Below are 26,152 nucleotides of genomic sequence, written 5' to 3' on the forward strand. Positions count from 1 at the left end.
GGCTCCGTTACTTAGACGTGTTGAGCAGTTCCGGGTGCTTCGCGAGGTAGCCCTCGATGAACCAGCACGACGCCTCGACGGTGTGTGCCTGCGCGACTTCCGAGCTGAGGGCGCGCCTGGCAAGAAGGCCAGAGAGCCCGGTGCCTCGCAGCGAGTCATCAACAAGCGTGTGGTCGAAATCGACGACGCCATCGCGCGGGAATGAATAGTGAGCCTCGCCAACGAGTTTCGGGCCAGACTCGTCCGCGCGATAGATCGCGAACCGCTGCGCCTCGGGCTCATGGGTGATCGTAATGCCGGCCTCAGCCGCGTCTGCCTCAGTCAGGTATCTCGCCATGCTCGTAGCTTAACCCCGTTATCCTGAAAGGGTGCGAGCAAGATTTCTTCTAGGGGCGGCGGTCGTCGCTGTGCTCGCGCTCACAGGATGTTCGGCCCCGGAACCCGAGCCCGAGGAGCTGACAGTGTCGGCCGCAGGGGCCCGCTATCTCGATGCGGTGTGCCCAGTGAACCAGGTCTGGGACAACGTTGACGCAGCGCTCGACCGGCTCCGCCTGGCCGTCGCCCGCGGTGATTCGGCTGACACCGGCCCCATTATTGTCGAACTTGAGGCGCTGCAGAAGAGCTCGGCTGCCGCTGCGGAACGCCTCACTGATCCGGCTGTCGTATGGCCCGACAAAGCCGAGGCGGCGGTTGCCGCAGTCGCCGAGACACTTGAGGCTGACGCGCAGCAGGCAGCGGAGGTCGCTGGGCTCGACGCCGACGCAATCGCCGGGTACTCATGGGAGGGCGGCGGAACGATCGCTGGCGCGGCTGCAGATACGCGCGCCGCGCTCGGGCTTCCGGCCGATGCCGGAGCGGCCTGCGCCGAACGCTAGGCGCCTACTGGGTCCCTGGCGGGAACACTGGTTTTTAGGGCTCGCGGGCACTGCGATGGGGTGCGATGCTCTGAGATACCAACTGTTCGCCCGCATTTGAGTCTCTGTGGGTGTGTTCGGTGGCCGCAACGGGCGTAGAATATCCCTCCTATGCCAACTTCAGACGACGCTTCAGAATTCACCGAACCTCACGACCCCGCAGAGCGTGCATTCGGTCCACGCGAGCGCCTTGCAATCTGGCTTCTCCTCGGATCGGCGTTCGTCGTGATCCTCAACGAGACGATCATGGGCGTTGCGCTCCCAGAACTCATGCATACCCTCGGCATCTCCGCGTCAGAAGGACAGTGGCTGACGACCGCGTTCTTGCTCACCATGAGTGTCGTGATCCCGATCACGGGCATGCTTATTCAGCGAGTACCAACGCGGGCGCTCTTTATTGCCGCAATGTCGCTCTTCAGCGTCGGCACACTCGTCGCCGCGCTCGCGCCCGGCCTCGCGATGCTTCTTGTCGGCCGCGTCGTCCAGGCCTGTGGCACGGCGATCATGATGCCGCTGCTGATGACCACGGTCGTGACGCTCGTTCCCGCAGGCCAGCGCGGGCGAATCATGGGCCGAATCTCCATTGTGATGTCTGTCGCGCCAGCGCTCGGCCCGACAGTTTCGGGCATGATCCTCGAGGTGCTGAGCTGGCGTTGGCTCTTCCTCATCGTGCTTCCAATTGCTGTCGTCGCGCTCGTGTTGGGCGGGGCGAGGATGCCAAACGTTGGCGTGCGAAAGCGCACCACGATTGACGTGCTCTCCGTAGCGTTGTCGGTGCTGGGCTTTGGTGGGCTCGTATTCGGGCTGAGCGAGATCGGCAGTGCTGCGAACGGAAACGCGCTTGTTCCGCCAGCGATCCCAGCAGGGGTCGGTGCGGTCGCGCTCGCGCTCTTCATCTGGCGCCAGCTCGCACTGCAGCGCGCTGACAGGGCGCTACTCGACCTGCGGACCTTCAAGAGCCGCCCGTACGCGCTCTCCGTGATCCTGATCGCCTGTGCGGCGATGGCGCTGTTCGGTTCGCTCATCCTCGTGCCGATCTACGCGCAGAATGTGCTGGGACTTACGCCGCTGCAGACAGGCTTGCTCTTGCTGCCAGGCGGCCTACTCATGGGCCTGCTTGGCCCGGTCGTCGGGCGAATCATTGACGCCAAGGGCATCAGGCCGATGCTCATCCCAGGCACGATCATCACGGCCCTCGCACTGCTCAGCATGGGACTGTTCACTGAAACAACGACAGTCTGGCAAGTACTTGCAACCCACCTCGTGCTCAGCGTCGGACTCGCTGGAGTGTTTACGCCGCTGTTCTCTGTCTCGCTCGGATCGCTACCAGTCGAGCTCGCCTCCCACGGTAGTGCGATGCTCTCGACGGTGCAGCAGGTCGCCGGTGCTGCAGGCACGGCGCTCTTCGTCACCGTGATGACCCTCATCTCGGTGTCCTGGGCAGGGGGCGATCCGGCCGCGGTTGACGCTGAGGCGCTCGCTCACGGCACGCGTGTCGCGTTCATCATCGGCGGTGTCATCGCCTCGCTCGGCGCGATTGTGGCCCTGTTCGTGCGTGAGGCAGAAGCGGAGCAGCGGTCGGTCTAGGCGACGTCGTGGGGCTGCGTCCGGCTGCGCTTGGCCCGAGTATCGCGGGCCGAGCGCAGCTACGCCGTCCGGCCGCCAGGCTTCCTGCTCGAAGGGCGGGGAGGACACCTGGAGCTAGGCGCCAGACAGGTCGACCTCATGACCACGAACGGTGGCTCGGCAATGGTCGCACACAAGCACGCCACGGAACTCGTCGCCACACGTTTTGTGAGTGCGCTTCAATACCGCGTCGTCTGCTGGGCTGCGCCACCGCTCGGACCAGTCAACTACCACAGCAAGCACGGGGAACAGGTCGCTACCCTTTCGTGTGAGACGGTACTCCGACCAGTCCGGCCTATCCGTCAGCTGTACCTGTTCGAGGATCTCGCGGTCGCAAAGTGCTGCAAGCCGCTCGCTCAGCACAATCGGTGGTGGCCCGAGGAACGCCTCGAAGTCGCGGAACCTGCGCACGCCTGCGAACGCTGCGGCAACGATGACCGCTGACCACCGATTGCCAAAGACAGTCATTGTGTCGGGGTAGAACGCTGACGACTCGGTCCGCCCTCCGCGAGTGGCGCGCCGACGAGTCTGTGCGCCTGGAGTTGACCGGGCCCAGCCTCCGGCGGGGCCCCATGACAGGGAAACGTTCTCGGGGCAGGCTTCTTCGCCGCATGAACGGCAGCAGTAGATAGGTGACATTTCCTTGCCGCACGTCAAGTGGCGGATCGGGGGAGTCGCATAGCTGTGTGAAGTCACCCACCTGCGCTCCCACGTCCAGATTGCGAGTAGAAGCTGCCAAATCGAGGAACCCTTGGGGGTGAGAAGGTACTCCGACCGCGCTGGCCGGGCTTGATAGATGTGGCGCTCGAGGAGGCCCTCGTCGACGAGCCGTTCAAGCCTTCCACTGAGCACCGCGTGAGATATTGGCATGCGATCGCGAAAATCTGAATATCGCGTCGCGCCTGAGAGCGCCACACGGAGCAGAAGCAAAGTCCATTCGTCGCCGAGCAGACCGAAAGTGACACCCAGGCTGTTTGGCTCGAGCGTTCCCGATTTCGAAGCACTACTGCTGGCCGTGTGGGTCATGGCTTTAGGTTACCGCCAGGGGTGCGGCGCGTACTAGAGGGATGGACCTGCGCGGTGATTGACGCAAACCCTTGCCTCACTCTGTTAACTGCAGTAACCTCTCGTTCAAGGGTTCGCGGACATCGGCGTCTTCGCGCCCCGTACGAGCGCTACCGGACCGGCAAGGAGGCCACCGATGAACACACTCGCAGGCGGACTGCATGAACAATCACGCGTCGACGATTTTGTATCGAGAGGATGGTGGACAAGCGAAACGATTGACGGACTCTTCTGGCGGCAGGTCGAAGAACGCTCGGCGGAACTCGCCGTTGTCGACCCGCTCAATCGGGTGTCCCTCGACGGTGAGGCGCCGCGTCGGCTCACCTGGGGCGAGGTCGGTGCCGAGGTTGCCTGGCTCGCGGCGCGGTTTCTCGAACATGGAGTGCAGTCGGGTGATGTGATCGGCATGCAGCTTCCGAACAGTATCGAACAGCTTGAGGTCTATCTCGCCGCGTGGACCATCGGCGCAATCGTCTCGCCCCTCGCGATGCAGTACCGGGAATTTGAGATCACTAACGCCGCCAACGACGCGGCGTTTGATGCATACGTGTGTGGGGACAGTTTTGGGGACCGGCGTATGGCCGAGGAGATCTCTCAACTGCGTGAAGGCGTACCGTCTCTACGTGTTGTGTTCAGTATCGGTCGCGCTGAAGTTCCGGCGATCCCCGGAGTCATACGTCTCGCTCCGCAGCCGGCGGATGCGGACGAAGCGGTAGCAATCGAGGGTTTCCGAGCATCGCGCCCGAACGATCCGAATGAGTGCGTGACGATCTGTTGGACCTCGGGTACCGAAGGGCAGCCCAAGGGGGTGATGCGTGCGCACTACGACTGGTTGAGCTTTAGCTGGGCCGTGATCGACGCCCTGAAAGCGGCTGGCTCCCGCGATCAGGGAGGTGCCGGCGAGCTGCAGGAGCTCGGTGCTGACGACGTGCTCTTGAACCCGTTTCCGCTGATCAATATGGCGGGGGTCTGTGGATTCCTGTTGCCGTGGCTGAGGACCGGCTGCGTGCTCGTGCAGCACCACCCTTTTGACGGGCCCACGTTCTTCGCGCAGGTCGCCACTGAGCGAGTGACCTGCACGATTCTGCCACCTGCGTTGCTCTGGATGCTGCTGAACAACGATGAGCTCCTCGCCAAAGTTGATCTATCGAGCCTCACCCGCATCGGGTCAGGGTCTGCGCCACTGCAGCCGGCGATGGTGCGTGGGTGGCAGGAACGGTTTGGATTGCGAGTTATCAACTTCTTCGGCTCGAACGAGGGAGTGTCGTTGCTGTCGAGTGGTGAGGATTTTCCCGACCCCGACGAGCGGGCGAACTACTTCCCGAGGTACGGTGCCGAGGGCACAACGTGGGCGTCGCGCGTGTCAACGTGGGTGCACCACAAGCTTGTCGACCTCGAGACCGGGCAAGTAATCACTGAGAGCGGGCGCCCAGGTGAGCTGCACATCAGCGGCCCGCAGCTCTTCGGGCGCTATGTGAAGGCTGACAGCCTCGCGAACCCCTTTGATGAGGAGGGGTACCTGAAGACCGGCGATGTCTTTGAAATTGCGGGCGAGCGAAACCAGTTTCTGCGATACGTGGATCGAGCGAAAGACCTCATTATTCGCGGCGGCATGAACATCGCTCCGGCTTCCCTTGAACAGCTGATCACCGAGCATCCGGCAGTTCTTGAGGTTGCTGTCGTCGGTGACCCCGACGAGATGCTTGGTGAGCGCGTGGCTGCGATTGTCGTGCTCCGACCGGGAGCCGAGCTCTCACTCGACGAACTGGTCGAGTTTCTTCGTGCGCGCAAGATTGCGTCGTTCAAGCTCCCCGAGCGACTTGCGGTAATCGATGCGCTCCCGCGCAACCCAGTAGGAAAGGTGTTGAAGCGAGAGCTTCGACTTGCGGCCGTATAGCGGAGGCGTGAGCGATAGGAGGTGACTGTGGTTCGGGATGCTCTGATCTTCGACGCGGTGCGAACCCCGCGTGGACGTGTGCGTCGCGAGGGTGGAACGCTCTCGGACGTTCCTTCCTATGAGCTGCTTGCCGGCCTGCTCACAGAGCTGTCGCGCCGAGGGCTACCCGCCGAGCTTGTCGACGACGTCATTGTCGGTGTCAGCACCCCCGTGGGGGAACAGGGGGCTGACCTTGCGCGTGTCGCAATCTCAGCGGCTGACTGGCCTGACTCAGTCAGTGGCGGGGTGGTGTCTCGAATGTGCTGTTCGGGCCTTGACGCGATTGCGTCTGGCGCTGCGCAGGTGTTGAGCGGAGGCGGTGAGCTTGTTGTGGCTGGCGGAGCCGAATCGATGTCGCGAACGCCGATGTTTGCCGACAACCCGGCGTTTGCGCTCGACGAGAATCTCGCAGACGCGACCGGATTTGTGACGATTGGTGTGGCCGCCGATTTTATGGCCGCGCGATTCGGTATTTCACGCGCTGAACTCGACGATTGGGCCGTCCGCTCGCACGCGCTGTCGCTCACCGCGAGCGTCCCAGCATCGGTTGTCGCCGTCGAGCGCGATGGCGAGACCTTGCTTGGGCGCGACGAAGGTGCGCGACCCGGACTGAGCGCGGCGGCACTAGCTGAGCTTCCCGCGCTCTGTGAATCAGACCCGACCTGGGAACGCGCCCTCTCGCGGTTCGCGTTTGAAGGTCTCGAAAGCGCACCCGCCGGTCGCCACACGGTTGCGACGGCGCCGCAGCTCGCTGACGCGGCCTCTGCAGTGCTGCTCGGAACCGCTGCGGGGGGCCATGCCGCAGGGTTGAAACCGCGGGGGCGGATCGTCTCTTGGGCGCATGCTGCGGTGCGTTCGCCGGGCCTGTGGGCCGGTGAACACGCAGCCAGGAAAGCTCTCGCCCGCGCAGAACTGGGCGTCGGTGACATTGCAGTGGCCGAACTCAACGAGTCGTTCGCAGTTACTCCAGTGTTGCTGGGGCGTCAGCTCGGCATAGCCCCCGACCTCGTCAACGCGTATGGTGGGGCGCTAGCGCTTGGTCACCCCCTTGGGGCGAGCGGTGGGATCCTGCTCGCGACGGCGATTGAGCGGCTCGGAGCGGTCGGGGGTGGCTACGGACTCCTCGTGATCCCAGCCGCGCTTGGTCTCGCGACCGCGGTTGTCGTGGAGGCGTTCGGGTAGCGCACGGAGTGGGGCGGCACATTGAGGCATATGTATGCAGTAGTCGAAAGCTCTGTTAATTGAAGTTATTGAGTCCTGATTTGAAAGGAGCGTCGAATGCCAGGGAACAACGTGTGGGTACTTGGCGGGTACCAGAGCGACTTTGCCCGAAACCTGAGTCGCGAGGGTCGCGGCCTTGCCGAGCTCACCGCGGAGGTGATCGACGGAGCGCTCGAAGGCGCCAAAGTTGACGCTGAAGAAGTCGGCGTAGTGCACGTCGGCAACGCGTTCGGGGAGCTTTTCGCCGACCAAGCGCAGCTCGGCGCAATGCCAGCGACAGTGCGAGAGTCACTCTGGGGTGTGCCGGCATCGCGCCACGAGGCTGCGTGTGCCTCGGGAAGCGTCGCCGCGCTCGCCGCGATTGCTGACCTTCGTGCGGGAAACTATGACGTCGCCCTCGTTGTGGGGGTGGAAGTCGAGAAAACAGTCTTAGGTGCGCAAGGCGCCGCGTTCATGGGAACCGCGGCATGGACGGGGCATGAGGGCGAAAAAGCCACATTCATGTGGCCATTTATGTTCGCGGCTGTGGCTGACGAATACGATCGGAGGTTCGGGCTCGACGACGCACACCTGCGCGCCCTCTCGCAGCTCAACCTTGGCAATGCAAAACGCAACCCACTTGCGCAAACACGCGGCTGGGACGTGCCAGACCTTCTAGCTCACGGTACCGACGACGAGCTCAATCCACCAGTCGAAGGGCGTCTGCGGCGCTACGACTGCAGTCAGATGACAGACGGCGGAGCCGGAGTCGTGCTCGTGAGCGACGCCTACTTGCGCGATCACCCAAGGGCGCGGCCCCTCGCGCGGATCGCCGGCTGGGGCCACCGCACGGCTGGGCTCGGACTGAAGCAAAAGTTCGAGAAGAGCGCGGGGGAGCACTATGTGTTTCCGCATCTCAAACGCGCCGTTGACGAGGCGTTTGGCCGGGCCGGTGTCGACCTCACGATGTTGCACGGCCTCGAAACCCATGACTGTTTTTCAGCAAGCGAATACGTCGCAATTGATCACATTGGACTCACCGCCCCCGGTGAGTCCTGGCGCGCGATTGAGGATGGCTCGATTGAGCTCGGCGGGCGGTTTCCAATCAACCCAAGCGGCGGTCTCATCGGCGGGGGACATCCCGTTGGAGCAACGGGAATTCGGATGCTATTCGATGCCGGAAAACAAGTGGCAGGTGCCGCTGGCGAGACGCAAGTAGAGGGAGCCGAGCGCTTCGCGACTCTGAATTTTGGCGGCTCAACATCGACAACCGTTTCGTTCGTTGTCGAAGCTGCTCCCGGCCGCTAGATCAACTGCTTGTACACCCCAGGTCAAGAAAGAGGAAACACCATGGACGTTGAAATTGTTGGACGACTGCTCTCGACGCTTCCGGAGGAGGATGACCACCCCTACCGAACCGGCCCGTGGCGGCCGCAAACAACCGAGTGGAAAACAGACGACTTGGAGGTCGTCTCAGGTGAGATTCCACACGACCTCGACGGGGTGTACCTGCGCAACACTGAGAACCCTGTCCACCCGTCGCTGAAGAACTATCACCCGTTCGATGGTGACGGCATGATCCACGTTGTCGGGTTTAGAGACGGCACGGCGTTCTATCGCAACCGTATGATCCGTACCGACGGCTACCTCGCAGAGCAGGAGGCGGGACAGGCGCTCTGGGCTGGGATCGCCGAGAACCCGAAGCTCGCGTTGCGTGAGGACGGCTGGGGTGCCCGCGGCAGGATGAAGGACGCGTCGAGTACTGACGTCGTGGTCCATCGTGGGATGGCGCTCACAAGCTTCTACCAGTGCGGTGACATGTACAGGCTCGACCCGTTCTCGGCGGAAACCCGCGGCAAAGAAGACTTCAACGGCGCCTTCCCGTTCAAGTGGGGAGTCTCCGCGCACCCCAAGGTCGATGACAGGACAGGGGAGATGCTGTTCTTCAACTACAGCAAGGAAGCGCCCTACATGCACTACGGCGTGGTGGATCAGCAGAATGACCTCGTGCACTACGTTGACGTGCCGCTGCCGGGAGCGAGGCTGCCGCACGACATGGCGTTTACCGAGAACTACGCGATCCTGAACGATTTTCCGCTGTTCTGGGACGAGGAGGCGCTCAAGCACGGTCACCATGCGGCCCGGTTTCACCGGGACATGCCGAGCCGATTTGGCGTCATCCCGCGGCGCGGACAAACGAGCGACATCCGGTGGTTTGAGGCCGAGGCAACCTACGTGCTGCACTTTGTCAATGCCTACGAAGAAGGCGATGAGATTGTCATTGACGGGTTCTTTCAGGGGGACCCAGAACCGAAGGACACGGGTCAGGGGAGCAAGTGGGAACGCGCATTTAGGTTCCTCGCCCTTGATCGGATGCAGGCGCGGCTCCACCGTTGGCGACTCAACCTCGTCACTGGCAAGGTGCGTGAGCAGCAGCTGAGTGACACGATCACTGAGTTTGGCATGATGAACGGAGACTTCCAGACCGATGACTATCGTTACGCCTATGCGGCGACAGGGAAGCCAGGGTGGTTTCTGTTCGACGGTCTCGTGCGGCACGACCTCAAGACCGGCAGCGAGGAGAGATACAGCTTTGGAGATGGTGTCTTTGGGAGCGAGACTGCTGTCGCTCCGAAGGTGGGTGGCACAGCCGAAGATGACGCATATCTTGTCACGATTATCAGTGACATGGCTGCGGACGCCTCGTACTGCGTCGTGTTCGATGCTGCTCGCGTGAGCGATGGGCCGGTGTGCAAGCTCAAATTGCCCGAGCGAGTCTCGAGCGGCACCCACTCGACCTGGGCTGCCGGTGCGGAACTGCGCCGCTGGCGAGAGGACGATAACGCTGCGTCTGCGGTCGGTCTGTAGCCTTCGGTCTACCTGCCATCGCACGGAAGGGCGCTGCGGGGTGAAGGGGGCCTTCTCGTGGGCCGGCCCCCTTCCGGCTACCGCGACTGTGCGCCTGCGGTTCTCGCGAACAGGCGTTCGGACGCGGCTCGGTACTCGGCGCTCAGCGTTTCGACAACAGCGGCAGTGGGTGTGACAGCGTCAATGATCTCAATGCCCTGACCCGCTGCCCAGATGTCACGCCACCTCCCCTGGACGTTGCCTGCCGCGTTGTAGTTTGGTGCGTGACCAGCTGGGTGAGCGTTGGAAATGTCGATTCCGTTGGCTTCAAGGCTCGGCCGCAACCACGAGGCGTTCGCACCAGTGATGGCTGCCGTCACGACGAGATCGTCGGCCCCGTGCTCGACGACCATCTCCTTGTATGCGCGAGGTGCCATGCTCTCTTCGGTGGCGAGAAACCGCGTGCCAACATAGACAAGGTCCGCTCCGGCAGCGATCGCGCCGGCGACGCCCCAGCCGTCGCCGATACCTCCGCCAATGATCACTAGGCCGCTGAAGAATTCACGGACGCCCGAGACAAAAGCAAAAGGTGAGAGGTGGCCGGTGTGGCCGCCCGCCCCTGCGCTCACACAGGCCAGTCCGTCGGCGCCGGCAGCGACTGCCTTGCGTGCGAGGGCGATGCTGACGACGTCAGCGACGACTATCCCGCCGTAGGCGTGGACCGCCGCGATGACTGGGGCGGGCGAGCCAAGGGCGGTAATCACGATCGGGGGCTTGTGCTTCGCGAGGATTTCGATGTCAGCTGAGAGGCGCTCGTTGCTGCTGTGGGTAATGAGGTTCAGCGCCCACGGGGCGGGGGACTCGCCCTGGGCCCGCGCCTCGTCAAGACGGGTGCGAATCTCCGTCAACCACTGGTCGAGTTGCCCTGGGGTTCTGCAGTTGGGGGCTGGGAACGCTCCGATCGCTCCCGCCCGGCAAGTCGCGACGACGAGGTCGGGGCCCGAGATGAGAAACATCGGAGCCGCGATCACGGGTGTCACGAGCTTCTGCACGACGTCCCGGTGGAATGAGTCTCTGTTGAACATGCGCCTCCTTGCGCTCATTGCTTCAGTTCACAGAGTAAGCCTATCGCGTTGACGGCTCTGTCGACAGTGGTCACGAAGCGCTTGGGCGAGGCGGCTCGTCAGTGACGAGCGGGGCCCGGCTCGCCAGCCGCGACGAGCCCAGCAATGAGAGCCCTGAGGCCAAACTCGAAGGTCTCGACTGTCACAGTTGTTTGAAGCTCTGCGGCGTGCGCGCTCGCACTCTCTTCAGCGCTCGTGAGGTTTGGAGCAAGCTCGGGGTTGTTGACCGGGCGGAGGTTGTCGGCCGGCGCCAATGAGTCGAGCGCTGAGCCAATGACGAACGATTCGATCGCAACGATGGCGGGCACAATCCGCTTCTCGGGGTAGCTGTCGCGGCGCATTGCTGCGGCGATTCGCTCATAATCAATGATTGATTCTGGCTCATCGTCGACGGGCATAGTCGCAAGAGCGGCGATGATTCCCGGGTGCGCCCCGAAGGTGTCACGGTATGCCCGAGCCCAGTCTGCGATCGCGACGTGCCAGGGGCGCGATTCAAAGCCATGGTCGCCGACGCGGCGGGTGAGTTGACCGCGCATGCCAGCGATGAGCTCGTCCTTGCCCGCGAAGTAGTGGTGCAGGGCCGACGGGCGGACCTCGAGATTTCGGGCAAGTGCAGCGAGAGTGAAGTCGCCACCTTTCACGTCCGCGAGTTCAAAAGCGGCGGCGAGAATTCGCTCTCGCGAGAGGATCGCCTGGCGCGGTCGGCCCGCTGGCCTGTGGGCTTCTGGCGCCGTTGTCATTGCACATCCTTCTTCTGCGGGGTTGCAGACCTTATTGAATCTGCGTAAATTAAAGTTGCTCCGCGTCTCATTCGAGGATACGGGGTCACACGAACCGAGGGGGACCACCGTGGGAGAAGCGACTGCCGACCTGATTATTGCGGGTGCGCGCGTGCACTCACTTGTGGCCGGCGACGCCGATCTCTCGCCTCGCTCAATCGCGATCGCTGGCGGTCGCATCATCGCGGTGGGGAAGCCCGATGAGATCGCCGAGGCCTTCAGCGGGCCGAACACTCAGATCGATGACGCGAGCGGATCTACAATCACTCCCGGCCTGATCGATGCGCACCTGCACCCGATCCAAGGCGTGGAGCTGTGCCAGGGGGTTGACCTCGGAAGCGTGCGCGATCTGCGCGACCTCCGAAACGCGCTCGGTGCTGAGGCAGCGAGGGTGCGCGCGGGCTCCGCTGGGGGGTGGGTCCGCGCGTGGAACCTCGATTACGCCGTGTTTGACGGCGCACCGCTCGACTCCCGCTTCCTTGACGACGCCGTCGGCGACCTGCCGGCGATGGTGTTCTTCTTTGACTTCCATACTGCCGTCGCGAGCGCAGAGGCGCTGCGGCTTGCGGGAATCACGGGCGCCAGGGAATTCGACGACACTTCCGTGATCGTCGTCGACTCGTCGGGCGTGCCAACCGGAGAGCTCCGAGAGGACAGCGCCTACCAGCCGATCCTCGAGATTGCCCCAAAGCCGACCCGCGACGAGACACTCGAAGCGGCCCGCGCGACATTCGCGAAGATGCGGCGCTCGGGCCTTACCGGCGGCACCATCATGGACGGCAACTCCGAGACGCTCGACCTGCTCCAGGCTCTCGACACCACTGGCATGGGGCTTCCAGTTCGCATCGTGAGCGCAATGGACATCAAGCCGAGCTACTCGGCGGAGACACGAGCTGCAATCAAGGCGCAGGTCGACCGGGGCGGGAACCGGTGGCGCGGCGGCGTCATCAAACTCTACGCCGACGGTGTCATTGACACGGGGGCTGGCTGGCTCTACGAGGCCGACGCCGATGGGGCAGGGCTCACCGGGTTTTGGCCGAATCAGGCAGACTTCGCCGCGACAGTGAAAGAGTTTGCGGAAGCTGGGTTCCAGATCGCGACGCACGCAATCGGCGACCGTGCTGTCGGCGAGACGATCACCGCGTACGAGGCCGCCGGGCCCATCGCCCGTACCGGAGTGCCGCACCGCATCGAGCACCTCGAGACGCTCACCCCTGACGACGTCGAGCGCCTGGCGGCGAACGGCATCACTGCGTCGATGCAGCTTCCACACATGCAATGGCGCATCGCCGACGGCAGTGACGAGTGGGCGAGACGGCTCGGACCCGAGCGCGCAGCCCGCGGCTGGGCAGCTGGCTCCGTCACGCGAGCGGGCGCGCCACTCGCCCTTGGCTCCGACTGGCCGATCGCAGACCTCGATGCGCGCATCGGCCTCGCCTGGGCTATGCTTCGGCGTGCCCCCGGCGACACGGACGGGTTCGTCTACGAGCCTGAAGAACGACTTTCCGCCGCCCAAGCGCTACACGGATACACCCGCGGTGCAGCGCTCGCGCAGGGCGACGACGACCTCGGCATCATCCGTGCCGGTGCTCGTGCAGACCTCGCCGTGTGGTCTGCGGATCCCCTCGGGGTGTCAGGCGACGATCTCGCCACACTCCCCGTCCGGGCAACATACCTTGACGGGCTACGCACGTCGCACGTCGAATAGTCTCACCCCACACCACCCAACCGAGCGGCACCGTCGCTCCCTCGAAAGGCCACCGTGGTCCAAAACACTGCTCTGGCGCTGCTGCCAGTCCTTACCGTCCTTGTCGTGTCGGTGCTCACCAAGCGAGCACTGCTCGGCCTCTTCTCGGGCGCCATCGTTGGCGCAATCCTCATCGGTGGATGGGGGTTCTTCGACTCGCTCGTCGGGCTCGTTGGCTCCTCCCTGTCGAACGAGACCGTGCACTGGCTCGTGCTGGTCGTCGTATTGTTCGGCATCCTCATCGCCTACTTCAACGTGTCGGGGGCCGTCAGCGACTTCGCCAAGTGGACGGAGCGGTTCGTAAACTCACGCCGCAAGTCGCTGCTGCTCACCTGGCTGCTCACGATCGCGCTGTTCATCGACGACTACCTGAACGCGCTCACTGTGGGCACCTCGATGAAGCGTGTCACCGACCGCTACAACGTGCCACGCACCATGCTCGGCTCTGTCGTGAAGCTCACGTCAGCCCCGATCGCGATTGTCATCCCGTTCTCAACCTGGGCGATCTTCTTCTCGGCGCTGCTTGAGCAGGATGGCGTGACCGTGAACGGTTCGGGCTTCGGCGCATACATCGCTGGTCTGCCGTATGTCTTCTTCGGCTGGATCGCGCTGATCGTCGGCCTGCTTCTCGCCCTCGGCGTGCTGCCCCTGGTTGGGCCGCTGAAGCGTGAGCAGGCGCGCGTCGATCTGACGGGCGACACGCTTCCCGAGGGGCTGACCCCCGAGGAGCGCGCCTTCGAACTCGCTGAAGACGGCTCCGAGGGCAAGCGCCCGCTGCCGTTCAACTTCCTCATTCCGATTATCACCCTCGTTGTCGTGACGATCCTCACCGAGGTCGACATCGTGAAGGGCGCCGCAGCTGCCGTCGTCGTCGCAATCATCCTCTATCTCGTGCAGCGCCGGATGACATTCAAGGACGTCGTTGAGCAGGCGTTCGAGGGCATCATGAGCATGGCGTACGTCATGGTGCTGTTCGTGCTCGCCTTCATGGTGCAGCAGATCAACATGGATCTCCAGCTCGCTGACTGGGTCATTGGCGCGACCGAGCCAATCATGAACGGCGCCCTGCTGCCCGCGATCGTGTTCCTCGTCTGTGGCCTCTACGCGTACGCGACAGGCGCGTTCTGGGACCTCGCCGCTGTCATCACACCCGTCGTGCTGCCACTTGCAATCGCTGTTGGTGTCGACCCGGTGCTCGCAGGCGCAGCGGTCTTCTCGGGTGCCGCACTCGGCTCCACGACATGCCTGTACGGCGACGGCATGATCCTCGCGTCGAAGTCGGTTGGCGTGAAGCCTTTGAACTTGATGCTCTCGATCCTGCCGTACGCAGGGTTTGCCGCAGCGCTGTCGTTCATCGCCTACCTCATCGCAGGGTACGTCTCCTTCGGCGGCTAAACGCGCGCCTCGCCAGCGTGGACAGAGTGCCCCGGCCGCCCAGGCGGCCGGGGCACTCTGTCGCCTGGCGCCAAATTTCGGGCATTGATAGGTTGGAAGGAGACCCCAGTCATCCACCATCGGAGGCCCCGCATGCCCGCGCCCGCACTCTCGTCGTCGACTCTCGCGCAACATCTGAATGCCCGCGCCCAGCGACGCCGGTTCGGGGTGGCAGTCGCCGCAGTCGCGGTCGCAGTCGGGCTGCTGACGGGGTGCACATCGCCTTCGTCTGCCCCTGAGCCCAGCGATCCGGCCGGTGTTGTTGCGATCCCCGACACCGCCGCGGCCGGCCAGATCGAGTGGGCGCTCGGGCTGTTGAACGCCGACACCGACATCACCGTCGATCAGCTTGAAGGCCGGTTCACGAAGGAGTTCCTCGCTCAAATGCCGGCAGAAGACCTCGCGGCCCAGCTGAACGAGGGCGTACGGCCGCTTAAGCCGTTCAAGACGACTGACTACGCCGACGTGAGCGAGGTCGTCGGCGCGGCGCGCATCACTGCGGCGAACGCGGAATCGTTCTCGCTCGAGGTGCGGGTCGAACCAGATGGCACGATCTCCGAGATGCTGATCCGCCCCGCAGGCAAGTAGTGGCAGGTAAGTAGCGGTCGCTAGGCGCCTGGCGGCGGAACCAACCGGTACAGCACCTCGGGCCGGCCGCGCTTGCCATACCGGTGGGACAGATCGATCGATCCAATGTCAACAAGGTAATCGAGGTAGCGTCTCGCAGTCGCCGACGACACTGCGCACGCTGCGGCGAGTTCGGCGGACGTGAGTGGAATTATCGGATCCAACGCATCGATGATCTCGGTCAGCGTGACGTGCGAGATCCCCTTGGGCAGGCGTGCGCCAGGCGCCTGGGAGGTCAGCCCGGCCCGCTCGGCCCGCCCGGCCTGACCGGCGCCGCCCTGCACAGCGTCGACCTGCCCACCCGCGATGCGCTGCGCTCCCTGGTGTTCCCGCCGCGCCTGGACGCTGCCGGTAGACAGCAGTCTGTCGATCTCGCCCTGCGCGAGCGGAAGCTCCCGGGCGTCGTGAGGGCGCGCTTGGCCTCGCGCGAGGTCGCTGCGGTAGACCCGTAACCTGCCGAGAAGCGCCGATTCTGTGAACGGCTTGACGAGGTAGCCGACAACCTGGCCTGCGAGAGCCTGGCGCACCGTGACGCGATCCTGGGAGGCGCTGATGACAAGCACGTCGGGCGACGCTGGTCCGAGCGTGCGCACACGGTTCAGTACTTCCACCCCGCTAATGTCTGGGAGCCGCATGTCGAGCAGCACCAGATCGACCTCGCCGTGCACGATCTGCTCGACCGCGGCCAGCCCGGTGCCGACAGCGGCGACGACGGCAAAGCCCGGAGCGTTCGCGATGAAGCGGCTGTGCAGTTGCCGCGCGCCAGTGTCGTCGTCGACGATGAGCACCCGGGTGTCTGGCCCGGTGCGGGGAGTGGTCATCTCGCCTCCATGGTGAACCTGAACCGGGCGCCGCCAGAGGCAGACCGACTGACCTCGACAGTCCCGCCGCGGCCGGCGACCGTGCGTCGCACGAGGTCGAGGCCGATGCCACGGCCGGTGCCCGTGCGATCCGACTTTGTCGAGACACCACGTGTGAAGAGCCGCTCGATGTCGGCGGCCGGGATCCCGTCACCGTCATCAGAGATGTCGCCGTGAAAGACCCCGTCGACCTCGGTCAGCGCGCAGAGCACGACCGTCGCGTGTGCCTCTCCGGCATTCCTGCAAAGATTGGCGACAACGAGGACCACCTCCTCATCAACCTCGCTCGTGACCGCGAATTCGGCTTCCAGCCTGGCCCCGTGCGCTCCAAGCTCGGCGCGCAGCGCATCCACTGTCGCTCGGAGAAGTGGTTGGGTGCTCAGACTCGCGCCGTGGGCCGTCGTGGTGACGGGGGAGACCCCCTCGATGTAATGCAGCGCCTCGCTTGTGTCGCCGTGAGTGACGAGCCCGTGGATGACGTGCAGCCTGGTCACGAACTCGTGCGACTGTTCCTGCAGCGCGGCAGCGGTGCGCCGCAGCCCCTCGTGCTCACGCGCCTCCGCATCCAACCGGCGGAAGCGGCGCTCGAGCAGTGCTGCCACCGTCGAGCTCAGTAGCGTTCCCACCACGAGCGCGCCGAGCGCCCATGGGAGGAGCCGTCGGAGCGCTTCCGACGCGTCGTCGGCGATGCGGCTCTCAAGGATGCCGACCGAGAGCGCTCCGATGATCTCTCCGTCAGTGGCTCGAACGGGCACCTTCGCGCGCAGCGTGCGCCCAATAGTGCCCGTCTCCGTGCCAAGAAACGTCTCGCCGGCGAGCACCGACGAGTTGTCTGTCGAGACGCGCTTGCCGCGCTCGGCCGGGGTCGGGTGGGTGACGCGGATGCCGCGCTCATCAGAGATAACGACATAGTCGACGCCGGCGGCCCGCTCGATCACGTCGGCGAGCGGCTGGAGCTCGGCGGCGGCCGCGGAGACATCCGAGTGGACGAGCGCGAGCGCCGAGCGCACCTGGGTGAGCTCGGCGAGGCTCGACGCCACACTCGACACGCGTTCGCCGGTGGTCTCGCGGATACCGCGCTCTTGCACGGTGTAGGCGATGCCGGTAGTGAGCACGACGACCGCGACCACAATCACTGTCGGAGCGAACAGCATGACAAGCCGCGCCCCACGGGCAGTGAACTTCTTCGCCACCGTCGCTACCTCCTTGTCGACGCTTCAGTTTAGACCGGTCGTGCATCCCGGGGTCCGGCGCACTGTGAGCATCAAAGGTGTCAAATGCGTCCGGCCTGCCAGCAGCGAGGCCGACGTGGCACTGTTGGTGCCGAGTACGGCGCACCGGCGCCCTCACAAAGGAGTGAAAACCCGTGGAAGAACCTTCCAGCGCGGCAGAGCCGCGCGAAGACACACGGCGGGCGAGGCCCGCCACGAGGCTTATCGGTGGCGTGATCGCCGCGGCCGCGATCGGCGTCGCCGCCTTCGGTTCCATCAGCGCGGCGTCTGCTGGGCAAGATATTACGTCGTCGCTCACGATCGTGGCCCCCGCGGCCGCCGGTGGCGGCTGGGACACTGTCGCCCGCGAGATGCAGCAAGCGCAGCGTGCGAACGGCCTCACCGCGAACGTGCAGGTCGTGAATATGCCAGGCGCGGGCGGAACGATCGCGCTCGGAAACATGACTCGGTTCGAGGGTCGGGCGAACACGGTACTCGTCGGGGGTACCGGGCTGCTCGCGGCAACGATCCAGTACGACTCGACCGCGACGCTTAATGACGTCACACCGCTTGCGGTGCTGTTCGACGAGTACGACGTCATTGTCGTGCCCGCTGACTCGCCTTACGAAACGCTCGACGAACTCGTCGCCGCGTGGCAGGAAGACCCTGGGGCGGTGCCCTGGACCGGCGGCGGATCCTTCGATCAGCTCGTGGTGACCGACCTCGCCCTTGCGGCGGGTATCGATCCCGTCGACACCACGTACATTTCCTCGGACGGCGGCGGCGAGGCTGTTGCGGCGCTGCTCAACGGGACGGCTCAGGCTGCCGCCGGAGGGTACCCGGACAACATCGACCAGATCGAGTCCGGCCGTCTGCGGGCGCTCGCGCTCATCGCGGAGGAGCCCGTTACTGGCATCGACATTCCGACGGCGCGCGCGCAGGGGTACGATGTCACGCTCGCCAACTGGCGCATGCTTGCGGCGCCCGCCGCGATTACCGACGAGGAGACGGCGCAGCTCACCGAGCTCATCGAGGATTCGGTCGCCACCCCGGAGTGGTTGGCCGCGGTCGAGCGCTATCACTGGAGCGAACACTTCATGGTTGGCCCCGACGTCTCGGCATTCCTCGAAAACGAACGCGGGCGCATCACGCGACTCTACGAGGAGATGGGGCAATGAGTTACTCACACAATCCGACGGCGATGTCCGCCGTCATCGGCGAAGAGATTTCGCTGACGGCGGGGAAGGATCGAGGCCGGGCGCTGCTCGTGCAGCTCATCATGCCGGCTGTGCTGCTCGCGTTCGCAGGGTACCTCGCGGTCGGCATGATCACCATGCGGGTGCCCGAAGGTACCGCGTTCCCAGGCCCGAGGTTCTTTCCAGCGCTCATCGCCGGTGGGCTCACACTCTTCGCGGTCCTGCTCGCGGTCGCTGCGCTACGTGAGCATCAGCGCGCGGCGACGCAGGCGGATGCTGGAGATCCCGCGATTCTCACCGGTGAAGGCGCCGATGTCGAGGAAGGCGACGCCGAGGAAGGCAGTGCCGAGCATGCCCGCGCGGTCAGGATCGACTGGGCGTCCCTCACGTGGGTCATTGGATCCTTCCTCGCGTTCACCATCGTGCTGCCATACCTCGGCTGGATCATCGCCGCGGCGCTGCTGTTCTGGGGCGTCGCGCGCGGTTTCGGCGCACGCAGGCCGCTCGCGATCCTCATCGTTGGCCTCACGCTGAGCTCGATCGTTTACATCGCATTCGACATGGCGCTCGGGATGTCGCTCCCGTCTGGCGTTCTGGGCTGGGAGTTCTGACATGGAAACACTACAACTTCTGCTAGACGGCTTCGCTGGAGCCCTGAGCCTGCAAAACCTGCTCTGGGTGCTCATCGGCTGTGTCCTCGGGACCGCGGTCGGCGTATTGCCTGGCCTCGGGTCATCGATGGCAGTCGCGCTGCTGCTGCCGGTCACGTTCTCGCTCGAGCCGACAGCAGCGTTCATCATGTTCGCCGGCGTGTACTTCGGTGGCCTGTTCGGTGACTCGACAATGGGTATCCTGATGAACACGCCGGGCCAGGCGTCGGCGATTGCTTCGACGTTCGAAGGGCACAAGATGGCGCTCAACGGGCGCGCCGCGCAGGCCCTCGCGACCGCGGCAATCGGCGCATTTATCGGCGGTATCGTGGCATCGGTCGTCGTCGTCTTCCTCGCGCCGGTGCTCGCCGACTTCTCAACAAGGTTCGGCCCAGCAGAGTTCTTTGCGCTCGCAGTGTTCGCCTTCGCGGCGACATCATCCGTGGTGACCGACAGCGCGATCAGGGGTCTCGCGTCGCTCTTCATCGGGCTGGGGATCGCGGTCATTGGCATCGACGGCGTCTCCGGGGCGCCCCGCTTCACGATGGACTCGCCGAACCTGTTCGACGGCATTTCGCTCGTCACCGTCACCGTCGCCGTCCTTGCGCTCGGCGAGGTGATTTACGTTGCCTGTCTCGAACGGCACGTCTCGGGTGGCAAGATCATTCGGCCCAAGGGGCGGCCGTGGCTGTCACGCGCCGAGCTTCGCGAGGCAGCTCCGGCCTGGGCGCGCGGCACCGCGATCGGGCTGCCCTTCGGAGTGATCCCTGCCGGCGGCTCCGAGATTCCCACATTCCTCGCATACGGGCTCGAGAAGCGGCTCGACGCTCGGCGCGCGCAACCGAAGTTTGGCACCGGCGCGATCCGCGGCCTTGCGGCCCCGGAGGCGGCCGGGAACTCGACAACTGGCATGGCGATGGGCGCGCTGCTCGCGCTCGGCCTGCCGATCTCGGCGACCGCCGCCATCATGCTTGCTGCGTTCAGACAGTACGGGCTGCAGCCTGGTCCGCTACTGTTCGAGCGCGCCCCCGATCTGGTGTGGGCGTTGCTCGCTAGCTTCTTCATTGCGATGATCGTGCTGCTGATCCTGAACCTGCCGTTCGCGATGCTGTGGGCGCGACTACTGCTCATCCCGCGACCCTACTTGTACGCGGGGATCACAGTGTTCTGCGCGTTCGGCATCTACGCTACGTCGGGCTCTACATTTGATCTGCTCGTGCTGCTCGGCGTCGGTATCGTCGGATTCTTGATGCGGGCGCTCGACTTCCCGATCGCACCGCTCATCATTGGCATGGTGCTCGGCCCGCTCGCAGAGACGAGTCTGCGCGATGCCGCGATGAGCGCAAACGGTGACTTCTCCGTGCTCGTACAAGGTCCAATCGTGCTCACGCTCTACGGGCTGCTCGTGCTCGTGCTCGGCTTCGCGGTGAGCGGGCGTATCCGGGCGCGCAGGGCCAGGGCGCGTGCTGAGCGTCCACCAGAGGAGGCGGCACTCCGCTAGTACCCGGCGTCTCGCCAAATCAAAGATGCTGCAGGATTCGTGCGCTCGGACCGGGTCCGAGCGCACGAATCCTGCAGAAGCTTGTGTCGTTTGGGTGCGTGTAGACGATCGTGGGATTGGAGCCGCGCCAGCGACCACTCGGCGCAGCTCACCGCAGTTGCTCTGAGATTCTCCCCAGCACGTCGTCGGGGGAGGCGCCCACGTCGAACGCCGCGACGACGACCCGTGAGGCGCCGCGCTCGCCCCCAAACCAGGGCGCGAACCTGCCGATCAGGTCGGTGAGTTCACGCTCGAGCTCCTCGAACGCATGATTGTCGCCGAACTTCATCCAGCGGCGTAGCGCTGCGTTGTGGACCGCGACGACGGCCGCGGCAACCGCGATCGAACCCCAGTCGGGGGTGCCGGGTGCTGCGACGCGCGCCAGGTAGCGCTGAAACATTCGCTCGTAGCGATGGGTGATGACGAGCTCGCGCTCACGCAAGAGTGGCGTGCTGCGGAGCAGCTGGGAGCGCATCCTGGCTGTCACAGGATCGCGCGTCAGCACCCGCGACACCTCCAGCGTGCCCTGCGCGATCGTCGCAGACGCGCTGAGATCGGACGCGTCAAGCTGCTCCTGCAGCTGGCTCAGCGCGAAGTCATGATCGGCGAACACGACGTCTTCCTTGCTGCCGAACCGTCTGAAGAACGTACTGCGGCTCATGCCGATCGCGTCTGCGAGGCTGCTCGTTGTGGTCTGCTCGTAGCCGTGCTCGGTGAGGTAGCGCACTGCCGTCGCCTGCGGCGAGTCAGGTGCAGTGTGAGTATTCGCTGTGTTGAGGGCGCCCATGGGGGAAAGTTAGCACAGCGGTGAAACCCGGTGCCGCATACGTTTCGCTTTCGTGGTGCGGAAGTTGTCGTGTGGTCGAATCGAGTGGCCTTGATTTGAGACTCAGTCTCAGGCATACTTCTGAAGACGCGCCGCGACCACTGGCGCCCAGGACGACAAACGATGGAGTGTCGAGTATGGCAATCGCAAATTTCGCCCAGCAGACTGTTCCCGATGCTGAAACCTACGTGCCGCCTGTCGCGGACTACGCGTTTCTGCTCGGTGAAGCGTTCGGCACTGATGTTGTGGCCAGGGCCACTGGCAACGCACTGAGCGCGGCTGACGCCGGCGACGCACTTGAAGCCGCGGGTGAGTTCGCGGCCGAGGTGTTCGCGCCGCTGAATCGCTCCGGTGACCAGCAGGGCGCGCAGCTTGTCGACGGCAACGTGCGCACGCCCGAGGGGTTCCGGGATGCCTATAAGTCGTTCGCTGAGGCCGGCTGGGTGTCGGCATCGGTCGCCGAAGAGGCGGGGGGAGATGGCCTCCCCGGATCAGTCACCGCTGCGCTCTCAGAGTTCTGGAATGCCTCAAACGCCGCGTTTGCGCTCTGCCCCGCGCTCAGCCACGGCGCGATCCGCGCGATCCAGGCGAATGCATCAGACGAGCTCCGCGCCGCCTACCTCCCGAAGCTCGTGAGTGGCGAGTGGACGGGCACGATGAACCTCACCGAGCCGCAGGCCGGTAGTGACCTGGGCGCCGTGCGCACGATGGCGCGCGACAACGGTGACGGGAGCTGGGCCGTGAGCGGCCAGAAGATCTTCATCACCTGGGGCGATCACGACGTGGCAGACAACATCGTGCACCTCGTGCTCGCGCGCACGGAGGGGGCACCTGAGGGGCACCGCGGTCTGTCGCTCTTCGTCGTGCCAAAGTTCGTGCTCGATGCCTCGGGCGCGCCCGGTGAACGAAACTCGGTCGTCACCGTCGGTCTCGAGCACAAGCTCGGAATTCACGCGAGCCCCACCTGCGTGTTGCAGTTCGAGAACGCGACAGGCTACCTCGTTGGCGAGCTCAACCAGGGCCTCATAGGCATGTTCGTCATGATGAACGAGGCGCGCGTCGGAATTGGTGTTCAGGGCCTCGGGCTGGCCGATCGGGCGTACCAGCGTGCGTTCGCGTACGCGCACAACAGGGTGCAGGGCGCCGTCATCGGGCTTCCTGCAGGCACCCCCATCGCCGGGCACCCTGACGTTCGCCGCCTGCTCGTGTCGATGGCGAGCCGCATCTCGGCGATGCGTGCCTTCTCGGTGCTTGTCGGCGACGTCCACGACCGGGCTGAGTCCGATGGAACCGGGGCGCTTGCCGAGCTGTTCGTTCCGATCCTGAAGTCCTGGCTCACCGAGCAGGCTGTGCACATTTCCTCCGACGCCGTGCAGGTGCACGGTGGCATGGGCTTCATCGAGGAGACGGGCGCCGCCCAGCACTTCCGCGATGCGCGCATCATGCCGATCTACGAGGGCACCACGGCGATCCAGTCGAACGACCTTGTCGGGCGCAAGGTGCTCCGCGACGGGGGGCAGACCCTCGGGCAGGTGTTCGAGATGATCCGTGAGCAGATCGCGGCACTGTCCGCGACGGGCGACGCGCTTGCCGCCCGAGTTGCAGAGCGCACCGAGCGCGCCGTGGCGGCAGCGGAGCGTGCAACTCAGGCGCTGCTTGGGTTCGCCTCGAGCCCACGCGACGCCTACGCAGTGTCCGTGCCATTCCAGGAGTTGCTTGCAACGCTCATCGGTGGCTGGATGCACGCGATGACCGCGACCGCCGTCCTCGCGCACGGGGAACGCACGGCCGACGACGCGCGACGTCTCGATGAGGCGGACTTCTACAGTGCGCATCACCTCGTCCAGGTGCACGCGCTAGCGGAGACTGTCGCCGCGGGCGAGATCGGCCAGTAGCCCGCCTGTTGGGGTGTAATTGCGCCTGCCCGGCCGCTGCTTTGGTAGCGGGCGGGCAGGCGTCGCTCCGTGGTACCTGCCGCTATGCCTGGCTGACGTGCCGCGAGTCAAGAGCGCTGATTGAGCGCCTCACCGCCTCGGCGAGCTGGCGAACCGCGGCGCTTGGGCCAGCCTGGCCAGCGGGTGCCGCGAGCAGCAGCTCTCGCGTGAACCGTGCGTCGGCGATGGGTCGCAGAACCACGCCCTCGGGCACGTTCGATTTCATGAGTGTTGGCACCAAAGCGACGCCCATATTCGCTGCGATGAGACCGAGTACCACAGCGTAGTCGTCGGTCCGCACCGGAACTGTGAGCTTTACGCGAGTCTCGTCGAAGAGCTCGCGGACGAGGTCGTCGAGGGTGTCGCCGGGTGTTGAACCCATCACCCAGTTCTCGCCACCGAGCTGCAGGAGCGCCTCCGTGTCGAACTCCTCGACGTGTGCCAGCTCGTGATGAGCCGGAAGTGCGAGGAGCATCGGGTCAGTGAATACGTGGGTTGTGTGTACCTCTGAGCGCAGGGGGAGGGCATAGCTCCCAGCGGCGTAGACGAGCGCTGCGTCGAGCGTGTGCTGGTTGACGCCGCCGACGAGGGGCATGACCTCTGCGAGGGTGGCATCGAGTTCGATGCCAAGCTCCGAAAGCCTGGAGGCGATGCCAGGCAGGATCCGCGCGGCGGCGGTCGGGAAGATCCCGAACCGTAGTCTGACGTGTCCGAGCTGTGCGAGGTCGCGCACGTCGGTCAGCGTGCGGTCGGCGAGTCCGAGGATCTCTTCGCCGCGCTCGAGCATGAGTAGGCCCGCGTTGGTGAGGCGGGAACCGCGGCTGCTGCGCGACGTGAGTTCGGTGCCAACGAGCCTGTCGAGGTTCTTGAGGTGATAGTCGACTGTGGGCTGACTCCACCCGAGCCTGGAGGCGGCGCGCGCGACGGAGCCCTCTGCCGCGACGGCGCTGAGCGCTTGGAGTTGGCGAAGGTCGATCACATGTGCTCCCGGAATAGCTGAGGCCAAGGCGAGGAAATTAGCGCCCTGATACATACAGTATATGTCACTAGGGAGTTGAATCGGGGGTTCTCCAGGCACCGGCGCAGGGCCACTATGAAAGGTATGCCTATTGAGAATCATGTGACCCAGCAGGACGCCCCCTACGCGTCCGCCCTCGAGCGCTTCGCGGACGCGGGGCCGCAGAGTTTGATGGTGCCTGGGCACGGCTGTGCGCCAGAGGCCGGAGGCGAGCATCTCTCGCGCCTGTTTGGCGAGCGTGCAGTGCAGCTCGATGTGCCGCTCATGCTCGACGGCATCGACCTCGGACCTGGCTCGCCGCTCGCACAGGCACTCGAACTTGCTGCTGACGCCTGGGGCGCTCGTCGCACGTGGTTCCTGACGAACGGGGCGTCGCAGGGCAACCGCACCGCGGCCTTCGCGGTTCGGGGCCTCGGAGAGCGGGTACTCATGCAGCGCAGCTCGCACTCGAGCTTCACCGACGGCGTGCTGCTCGCAGGCCTCATCCCAGCGTTTGTCGCCCCGAACGTCGACCACGACCACGGAATCGCGCACGGTCTCACCCCCGAGGTGCTCGACGAGGCGCTCACGACCGAGGCCGAAGCTGGCCGTGGAGTGCAGAGCGTCTATGTTGTCTCGCCGAGCTACTTCGGCTCGACGGCCGATGTGGCAGGCCTCGCGCGCGTTGCGCACGCGCACGGAGCTGCCCTCATCGTCGACGGCGCGTGGGGCGCGCACTTCGGGTTCCATGAGGATCTCCCTGACTCGCCCGTCCGCCTCGGCGCCGACCTCGTGATCTCCAGCACCCACAAGCTCGCGGGCTCGTTCACCCAGTCGGCGATGCTGCACATGGGCGACACTGAGTTCGCAGATCGGCTTGAGCCGCTCGTGAACCGCTCCTACACGATGACCGCATCGACCTCCGCGAGCGCGCTGCTCATGGGCTCGCTCGATTCTGCACGTCACGCGCTAATGAACGGCAAGGAGCAGATCGGCCGCTCGATCGAGCTCTCCGAGGAGTTCCGTGAACGTCTGCGGGCGAGCGAACACTTCACGGTCATCAGTGATGACTTCGGGGATTTCCCCGATATCGTGAGCGTCGATCCGCTGCGGATTCCGATCGATGTGAGCCGTCTAGGCCGCAGCGGTCACTGGGTACGCGACCGCATGATCTCTGAGCACGGCGTGTACTTCGAGATGTCGACAGCCACGACAATCGTGGCCGTCATCGGCGCCCTCGCCACCCCAGACCTTGACAGGGTCATGGCCGGTCTCGAAGCTGTCGCTGAGGAGGCAGTCGCGGGCAATGGCGGGCCAAGCGAACTTGGCGCGTTCCCCGAGCTGCCTGAGGCTGGCACGCTCCGAATGCTGCCGCGCGCGGCGTTCTTCGCCGAGAGCATCCTCGTGACGGCTCATCAGGCGATCGGTCAGATCTCGGCCGACACACTCGCGGCGTACCCTCCCGGTATTCCGAACCTGGTGCCTGGCGAGGAGATCACCGAGGAGACAGTGACGTTCTTGCAGGCGGTAGCCGCCTCGCCGACAGGCTACGTTCGCGGCGCTGCAGACCCGCTCGTTGCGACGTTCCGCGTCGTCCGTGACCCGCTAACGGCAAGCGCCAACTAGTACTACGACCCGG

At 64.9% G+C, this 26,152-nt stretch carries 22 protein-coding genes and 1 pseudogene; 14 read left to right on the forward strand and 9 right to left on the reverse strand.

The features are described 5' to 3' along the window. Window positions 1–7 precede the first annotated feature (7 nt). The gene (locus KI794_RS05880; RefSeq protein WP_255809456.1) at window positions 8–337 is read right to left on the reverse strand and encodes a GNAT family N-acetyltransferase; all 330 of its coding nucleotides are present in this window, start codon (window positions 335–337) and stop codon (window positions 8–10) included. A 31-nt stretch (window positions 338–368) separates the two neighbouring features. Between KI794_RS05880 and KI794_RS05885 the strand changes: the two genes are divergently transcribed. Both KI794_RS05885 and KI794_RS05890 read left to right on the forward strand, forming a co-directional pair. Beyond that, window positions 369–875, forward strand: coding sequence for a hypothetical protein (locus tag KI794_RS05885; RefSeq protein ID WP_255809457.1), 507 nt, complete (start codon window positions 369–371; stop codon window positions 873–875). A 150-nt stretch (window positions 876–1,025) separates the two neighbouring features. Beyond that, window positions 1,026–2,501, forward strand: a complete 1,476-nt coding sequence (locus tag KI794_RS05890) for an MDR family MFS transporter (protein WP_255809458.1) — start codon at window positions 1,026–1,028, stop codon at window positions 2,499–2,501. A gap of 114 nt (window positions 2,502–2,615) precedes the next feature. Here KI794_RS05890 and KI794_RS05895 read toward each other — a convergent pair whose 3' ends face one another. Together KI794_RS05895 and KI794_RS16285 are read right to left on the reverse strand one after the other, a co-directional pair. After that, on the reverse strand, window positions 2,616–3,008 hold the full coding sequence (locus KI794_RS05895; protein WP_255809459.1) for a winged helix-turn-helix transcriptional regulator: 393 nt from the start codon (window positions 3,006–3,008) through the stop codon (window positions 2,616–2,618). A gap of 231 nt (window positions 3,009–3,239) precedes the next feature. Beyond that, window positions 3,240–3,566 (reverse strand): annotated as a pseudogene (locus KI794_RS16285) (winged helix-turn-helix transcriptional regulator); the annotation flags it as partial. Between the two features lie 175 nt (window positions 3,567–3,741). Here KI794_RS16285 and KI794_RS05900 point away from each other — a divergent pair. The 4 genes from KI794_RS05900 (at window position 3,742) to KI794_RS05915 (ending at window position 9,609) form a co-directional block, all read left to right on the forward strand. Then, complete coding sequence (locus KI794_RS05900) at window positions 3,742–5,502, forward strand: class I adenylate-forming enzyme family protein (protein ID WP_255809460.1); 1,761 nt, start codon at window positions 3,742–3,744, stop codon at window positions 5,500–5,502. Window positions 5,503–5,529: 27 nt separating this feature from the next. Continuing rightward, window positions 5,530–6,723 carry a thiolase family protein gene (locus KI794_RS05905; protein ID WP_255809461.1) on the forward strand — a complete coding sequence of 398 codons (1,194 nt, stop codon included), beginning with the start codon at window positions 5,530–5,532 and terminating at the stop codon, window positions 6,721–6,723. A gap of 96 nt (window positions 6,724–6,819) precedes the next feature. Further along, window positions 6,820–8,049, forward strand: a complete 1,230-nt coding sequence (locus KI794_RS05910; protein WP_255809462.1) for an acetyl-CoA acetyltransferase — start codon at window positions 6,820–6,822, stop codon at window positions 8,047–8,049. 42 nt (window positions 8,050–8,091) lie between these two features. After that, complete coding sequence (locus tag KI794_RS05915) at window positions 8,092–9,609, forward strand: carotenoid oxygenase family protein (RefSeq protein ID WP_119282935.1); 1,518 nt, start codon at window positions 8,092–8,094, stop codon at window positions 9,607–9,609. A gap of 77 nt (window positions 9,610–9,686) precedes the next feature. On the opposite strand, the gene KI794_RS05920 is transcribed toward KI794_RS05915, so the two are convergent. Together KI794_RS05920 and KI794_RS05925 are read right to left on the reverse strand one after the other, a co-directional pair. Further along, window positions 9,687–10,673: an NAD(P)H-dependent flavin oxidoreductase gene (locus KI794_RS05920; protein ID WP_255809463.1), complete on the reverse strand. Its 987-nt coding sequence runs from the start codon at window positions 10,671–10,673 to the stop codon at window positions 9,687–9,689. A gap of 98 nt (window positions 10,674–10,771) precedes the next feature. Continuing rightward, complete coding sequence (locus KI794_RS05925) at window positions 10,772–11,452, reverse strand: TetR/AcrR family transcriptional regulator (protein ID WP_162921156.1); 681 nt, start codon at window positions 11,450–11,452, stop codon at window positions 10,772–10,774. A 109-nt stretch (window positions 11,453–11,561) separates the two neighbouring features. Between KI794_RS05925 and KI794_RS05930 the strand changes: the two genes are divergently transcribed. The 3 genes from KI794_RS05930 to KI794_RS05940 all read left to right on the forward strand — a co-directional run bounded on the left by KI794_RS05930 (window position 11,562) and on the right by KI794_RS05940 (window position 15,260). Further along, a complete protein-coding gene (locus KI794_RS05930; RefSeq protein ID WP_255809464.1) occupies window positions 11,562–13,199 on the forward strand; it encodes an amidohydrolase in 1,638 nt (545 codons plus the stop codon). Window positions 13,200–13,253: 54 nt separating this feature from the next. Beyond that, window positions 13,254–14,633 carry a Na+/H+ antiporter NhaC family protein gene (locus tag KI794_RS05935; protein ID WP_119282939.1) on the forward strand — a complete coding sequence of 460 codons (1,380 nt, stop codon included), beginning with the start codon at window positions 13,254–13,256 and terminating at the stop codon, window positions 14,631–14,633. Window positions 14,634–14,765: 132 nt separating this feature from the next. Next, entirely contained in the window at window positions 14,766–15,260 is a 495-nt protein-coding gene (locus KI794_RS05940) for a Cpe/LpqF family protein (protein ID WP_255809465.1), read from the forward strand. Between the two features lie 20 nt (window positions 15,261–15,280). Here KI794_RS05940 and KI794_RS05945 read toward each other — a convergent pair whose 3' ends face one another. Next, a complete protein-coding gene (locus KI794_RS05945) occupies window positions 15,281–16,120 on the reverse strand; it encodes a response regulator (RefSeq protein ID WP_255809466.1) in 840 nt (279 codons plus the stop codon). After that, window positions 16,117–17,352, reverse strand: a complete 1,236-nt coding sequence (locus KI794_RS05950) for an ATP-binding protein (protein ID WP_255809467.1) — start codon at window positions 17,350–17,352, stop codon at window positions 16,117–16,119. Before KI794_RS05950 ends, KI794_RS05945 begins: the two co-directional genes overlap by 4 nt. 173 nt (window positions 17,353–17,525) lie before the next feature. Here KI794_RS05950 and KI794_RS05955 point away from each other — a divergent pair, with 173 nt between their 5' ends. From KI794_RS05955 to KI794_RS05965, 3 genes are read left to right on the forward strand one after another with little or no spacing between them, the layout of a single operon-like run. Continuing rightward, entirely contained in the window at window positions 17,526–18,548 is a 1,023-nt protein-coding gene (locus KI794_RS05955) for a tripartite tricarboxylate transporter substrate binding protein (RefSeq protein ID WP_370647866.1), read from the forward strand. After that, a complete protein-coding gene (locus KI794_RS05960) occupies window positions 18,545–19,177 on the forward strand; it encodes a tripartite tricarboxylate transporter TctB family protein (RefSeq protein WP_119282943.1) in 633 nt (210 codons plus the stop codon). The genes KI794_RS05955 and KI794_RS05960 overlap by 4 nt, the downstream gene beginning before the upstream one ends. 1 nt (window position 19,178) lies before the next feature. Further along, window positions 19,179–20,717 carry a tripartite tricarboxylate transporter permease gene (locus KI794_RS05965; RefSeq protein WP_255809469.1) on the forward strand — a complete coding sequence of 513 codons (1,539 nt, stop codon included), beginning with the start codon at window positions 19,179–19,181 and terminating at the stop codon, window positions 20,715–20,717. A gap of 148 nt (window positions 20,718–20,865) precedes the next feature. Here KI794_RS05965 and KI794_RS05970 read toward each other — a convergent pair whose 3' ends face one another. Then, window positions 20,866–21,543 (reverse strand): TetR/AcrR family transcriptional regulator, encoded by a 678-nt coding sequence (locus tag KI794_RS05970; RefSeq protein ID WP_119282945.1) that lies wholly within the window; start codon window positions 21,541–21,543, stop codon window positions 20,866–20,868. 176 nt (window positions 21,544–21,719) lie between these two features. On the opposite strand from KI794_RS05970, the gene KI794_RS05975 reads away from it, so the two are divergent. Next, on the forward strand, window positions 21,720–23,477 hold the full coding sequence (locus KI794_RS05975) for an acyl-CoA dehydrogenase (RefSeq protein ID WP_119282946.1): 1,758 nt from the start codon (window positions 21,720–21,722) through the stop codon (window positions 23,475–23,477). A gap of 82 nt (window positions 23,478–23,559) precedes the next feature. Here the strand turns inward: KI794_RS05975 and KI794_RS05980 are convergent, their stop codons facing one another. Next, the gene (locus KI794_RS05980) at window positions 23,560–24,495 is read right to left on the reverse strand and encodes a LysR family transcriptional regulator (RefSeq protein ID WP_255809470.1); all 936 of its coding nucleotides are present in this window, start codon (window positions 24,493–24,495) and stop codon (window positions 23,560–23,562) included. Between the two features lie 123 nt (window positions 24,496–24,618). On the opposite strand from KI794_RS05980, the gene KI794_RS05985 reads away from it, so the two are divergent. Beyond that, window positions 24,619–26,139, forward strand: a complete 1,521-nt coding sequence (locus KI794_RS05985; protein ID WP_255809471.1) for an aminotransferase class I/II-fold pyridoxal phosphate-dependent enzyme — start codon at window positions 24,619–24,621, stop codon at window positions 26,137–26,139. Window positions 26,140–26,152: the final 13 nt, after the last annotated feature.

Source organism: Leucobacter aridicollis (genome assembly GCF_024399335.1).
In the GTDB taxonomy this organism is placed as follows: Bacteria; Actinomycetota; Actinomycetes; order Actinomycetales; family Microbacteriaceae; genus Leucobacter; species Leucobacter aridicollis_A.

Bases quoted from the DNA above. Each gene is read 5' to 3' on its own strand.
- KI794_RS05880 (WP_255809456.1), bottom strand. From the start codon at position 337: ATGGCGAGATACCTGACTGAGGCAGACGCGGCTGAGGCCGGCATTACG.
- KI794_RS05890 (WP_255809458.1), top strand. From the start codon at position 1,026: ATGCCAACTTCAGACGACGCTTCAGAATTCACCGAACCTCACGACCCC.
- KI794_RS05895 (WP_255809459.1), bottom strand. From the start codon at position 3,008: ATGACTGTCTTTGGCAATCGGTGGTCAGCGGTCATCGTTGCCGCAGCG.
- KI794_RS05900 (WP_255809460.1), top strand. From the start codon at position 3,742: ATGAACACACTCGCAGGCGGACTGCATGAACAATCACGCGTCGACGAT.
- KI794_RS05910 (WP_255809462.1), top strand. From the start codon at position 6,820: ATGCCAGGGAACAACGTGTGGGTACTTGGCGGGTACCAGAGCGACTTT.
- KI794_RS05915 (WP_119282935.1), top strand. From the start codon at position 8,092: ATGGACGTTGAAATTGTTGGACGACTGCTCTCGACGCTTCCGGAGGAG.
- KI794_RS05920 (WP_255809463.1), bottom strand. From the start codon at position 10,673: ATGTTCAACAGAGACTCATTCCACCGGGACGTCGTGCAGAAGCTCGTG.
- KI794_RS05925 (WP_162921156.1), bottom strand. From the start codon at position 11,452: ATGACAACGGCGCCAGAAGCCCACAGGCCAGCGGGCCGACCGCGCCAG.
- KI794_RS05940 (WP_255809465.1), top strand. From the start codon at position 14,766: ATGCCCGCGCCCGCACTCTCGTCGTCGACTCTCGCGCAACATCTGAAT.
- KI794_RS05945 (WP_255809466.1), bottom strand. From the start codon at position 16,120: ATGACCACTCCCCGCACCGGGCCAGACACCCGGGTGCTCATCGTCGAC.
- KI794_RS05960 (WP_119282943.1), top strand. From the start codon at position 18,545: ATGAGTTACTCACACAATCCGACGGCGATGTCCGCCGTCATCGGCGAA.
- KI794_RS05965 (WP_255809469.1), top strand. From the start codon at position 19,179: ATGGAAACACTACAACTTCTGCTAGACGGCTTCGCTGGAGCCCTGAGC.
- KI794_RS05970 (WP_119282945.1), bottom strand. From the start codon at position 21,543: ATGGGCGCCCTCAACACAGCGAATACTCACACTGCACCTGACTCGCCG.
- KI794_RS05975 (WP_119282946.1), top strand. From the start codon at position 21,720: ATGGCAATCGCAAATTTCGCCCAGCAGACTGTTCCCGATGCTGAAACC.
- KI794_RS05985 (WP_255809471.1), top strand. From the start codon at position 24,619: ATGCCTATTGAGAATCATGTGACCCAGCAGGACGCCCCCTACGCGTCC.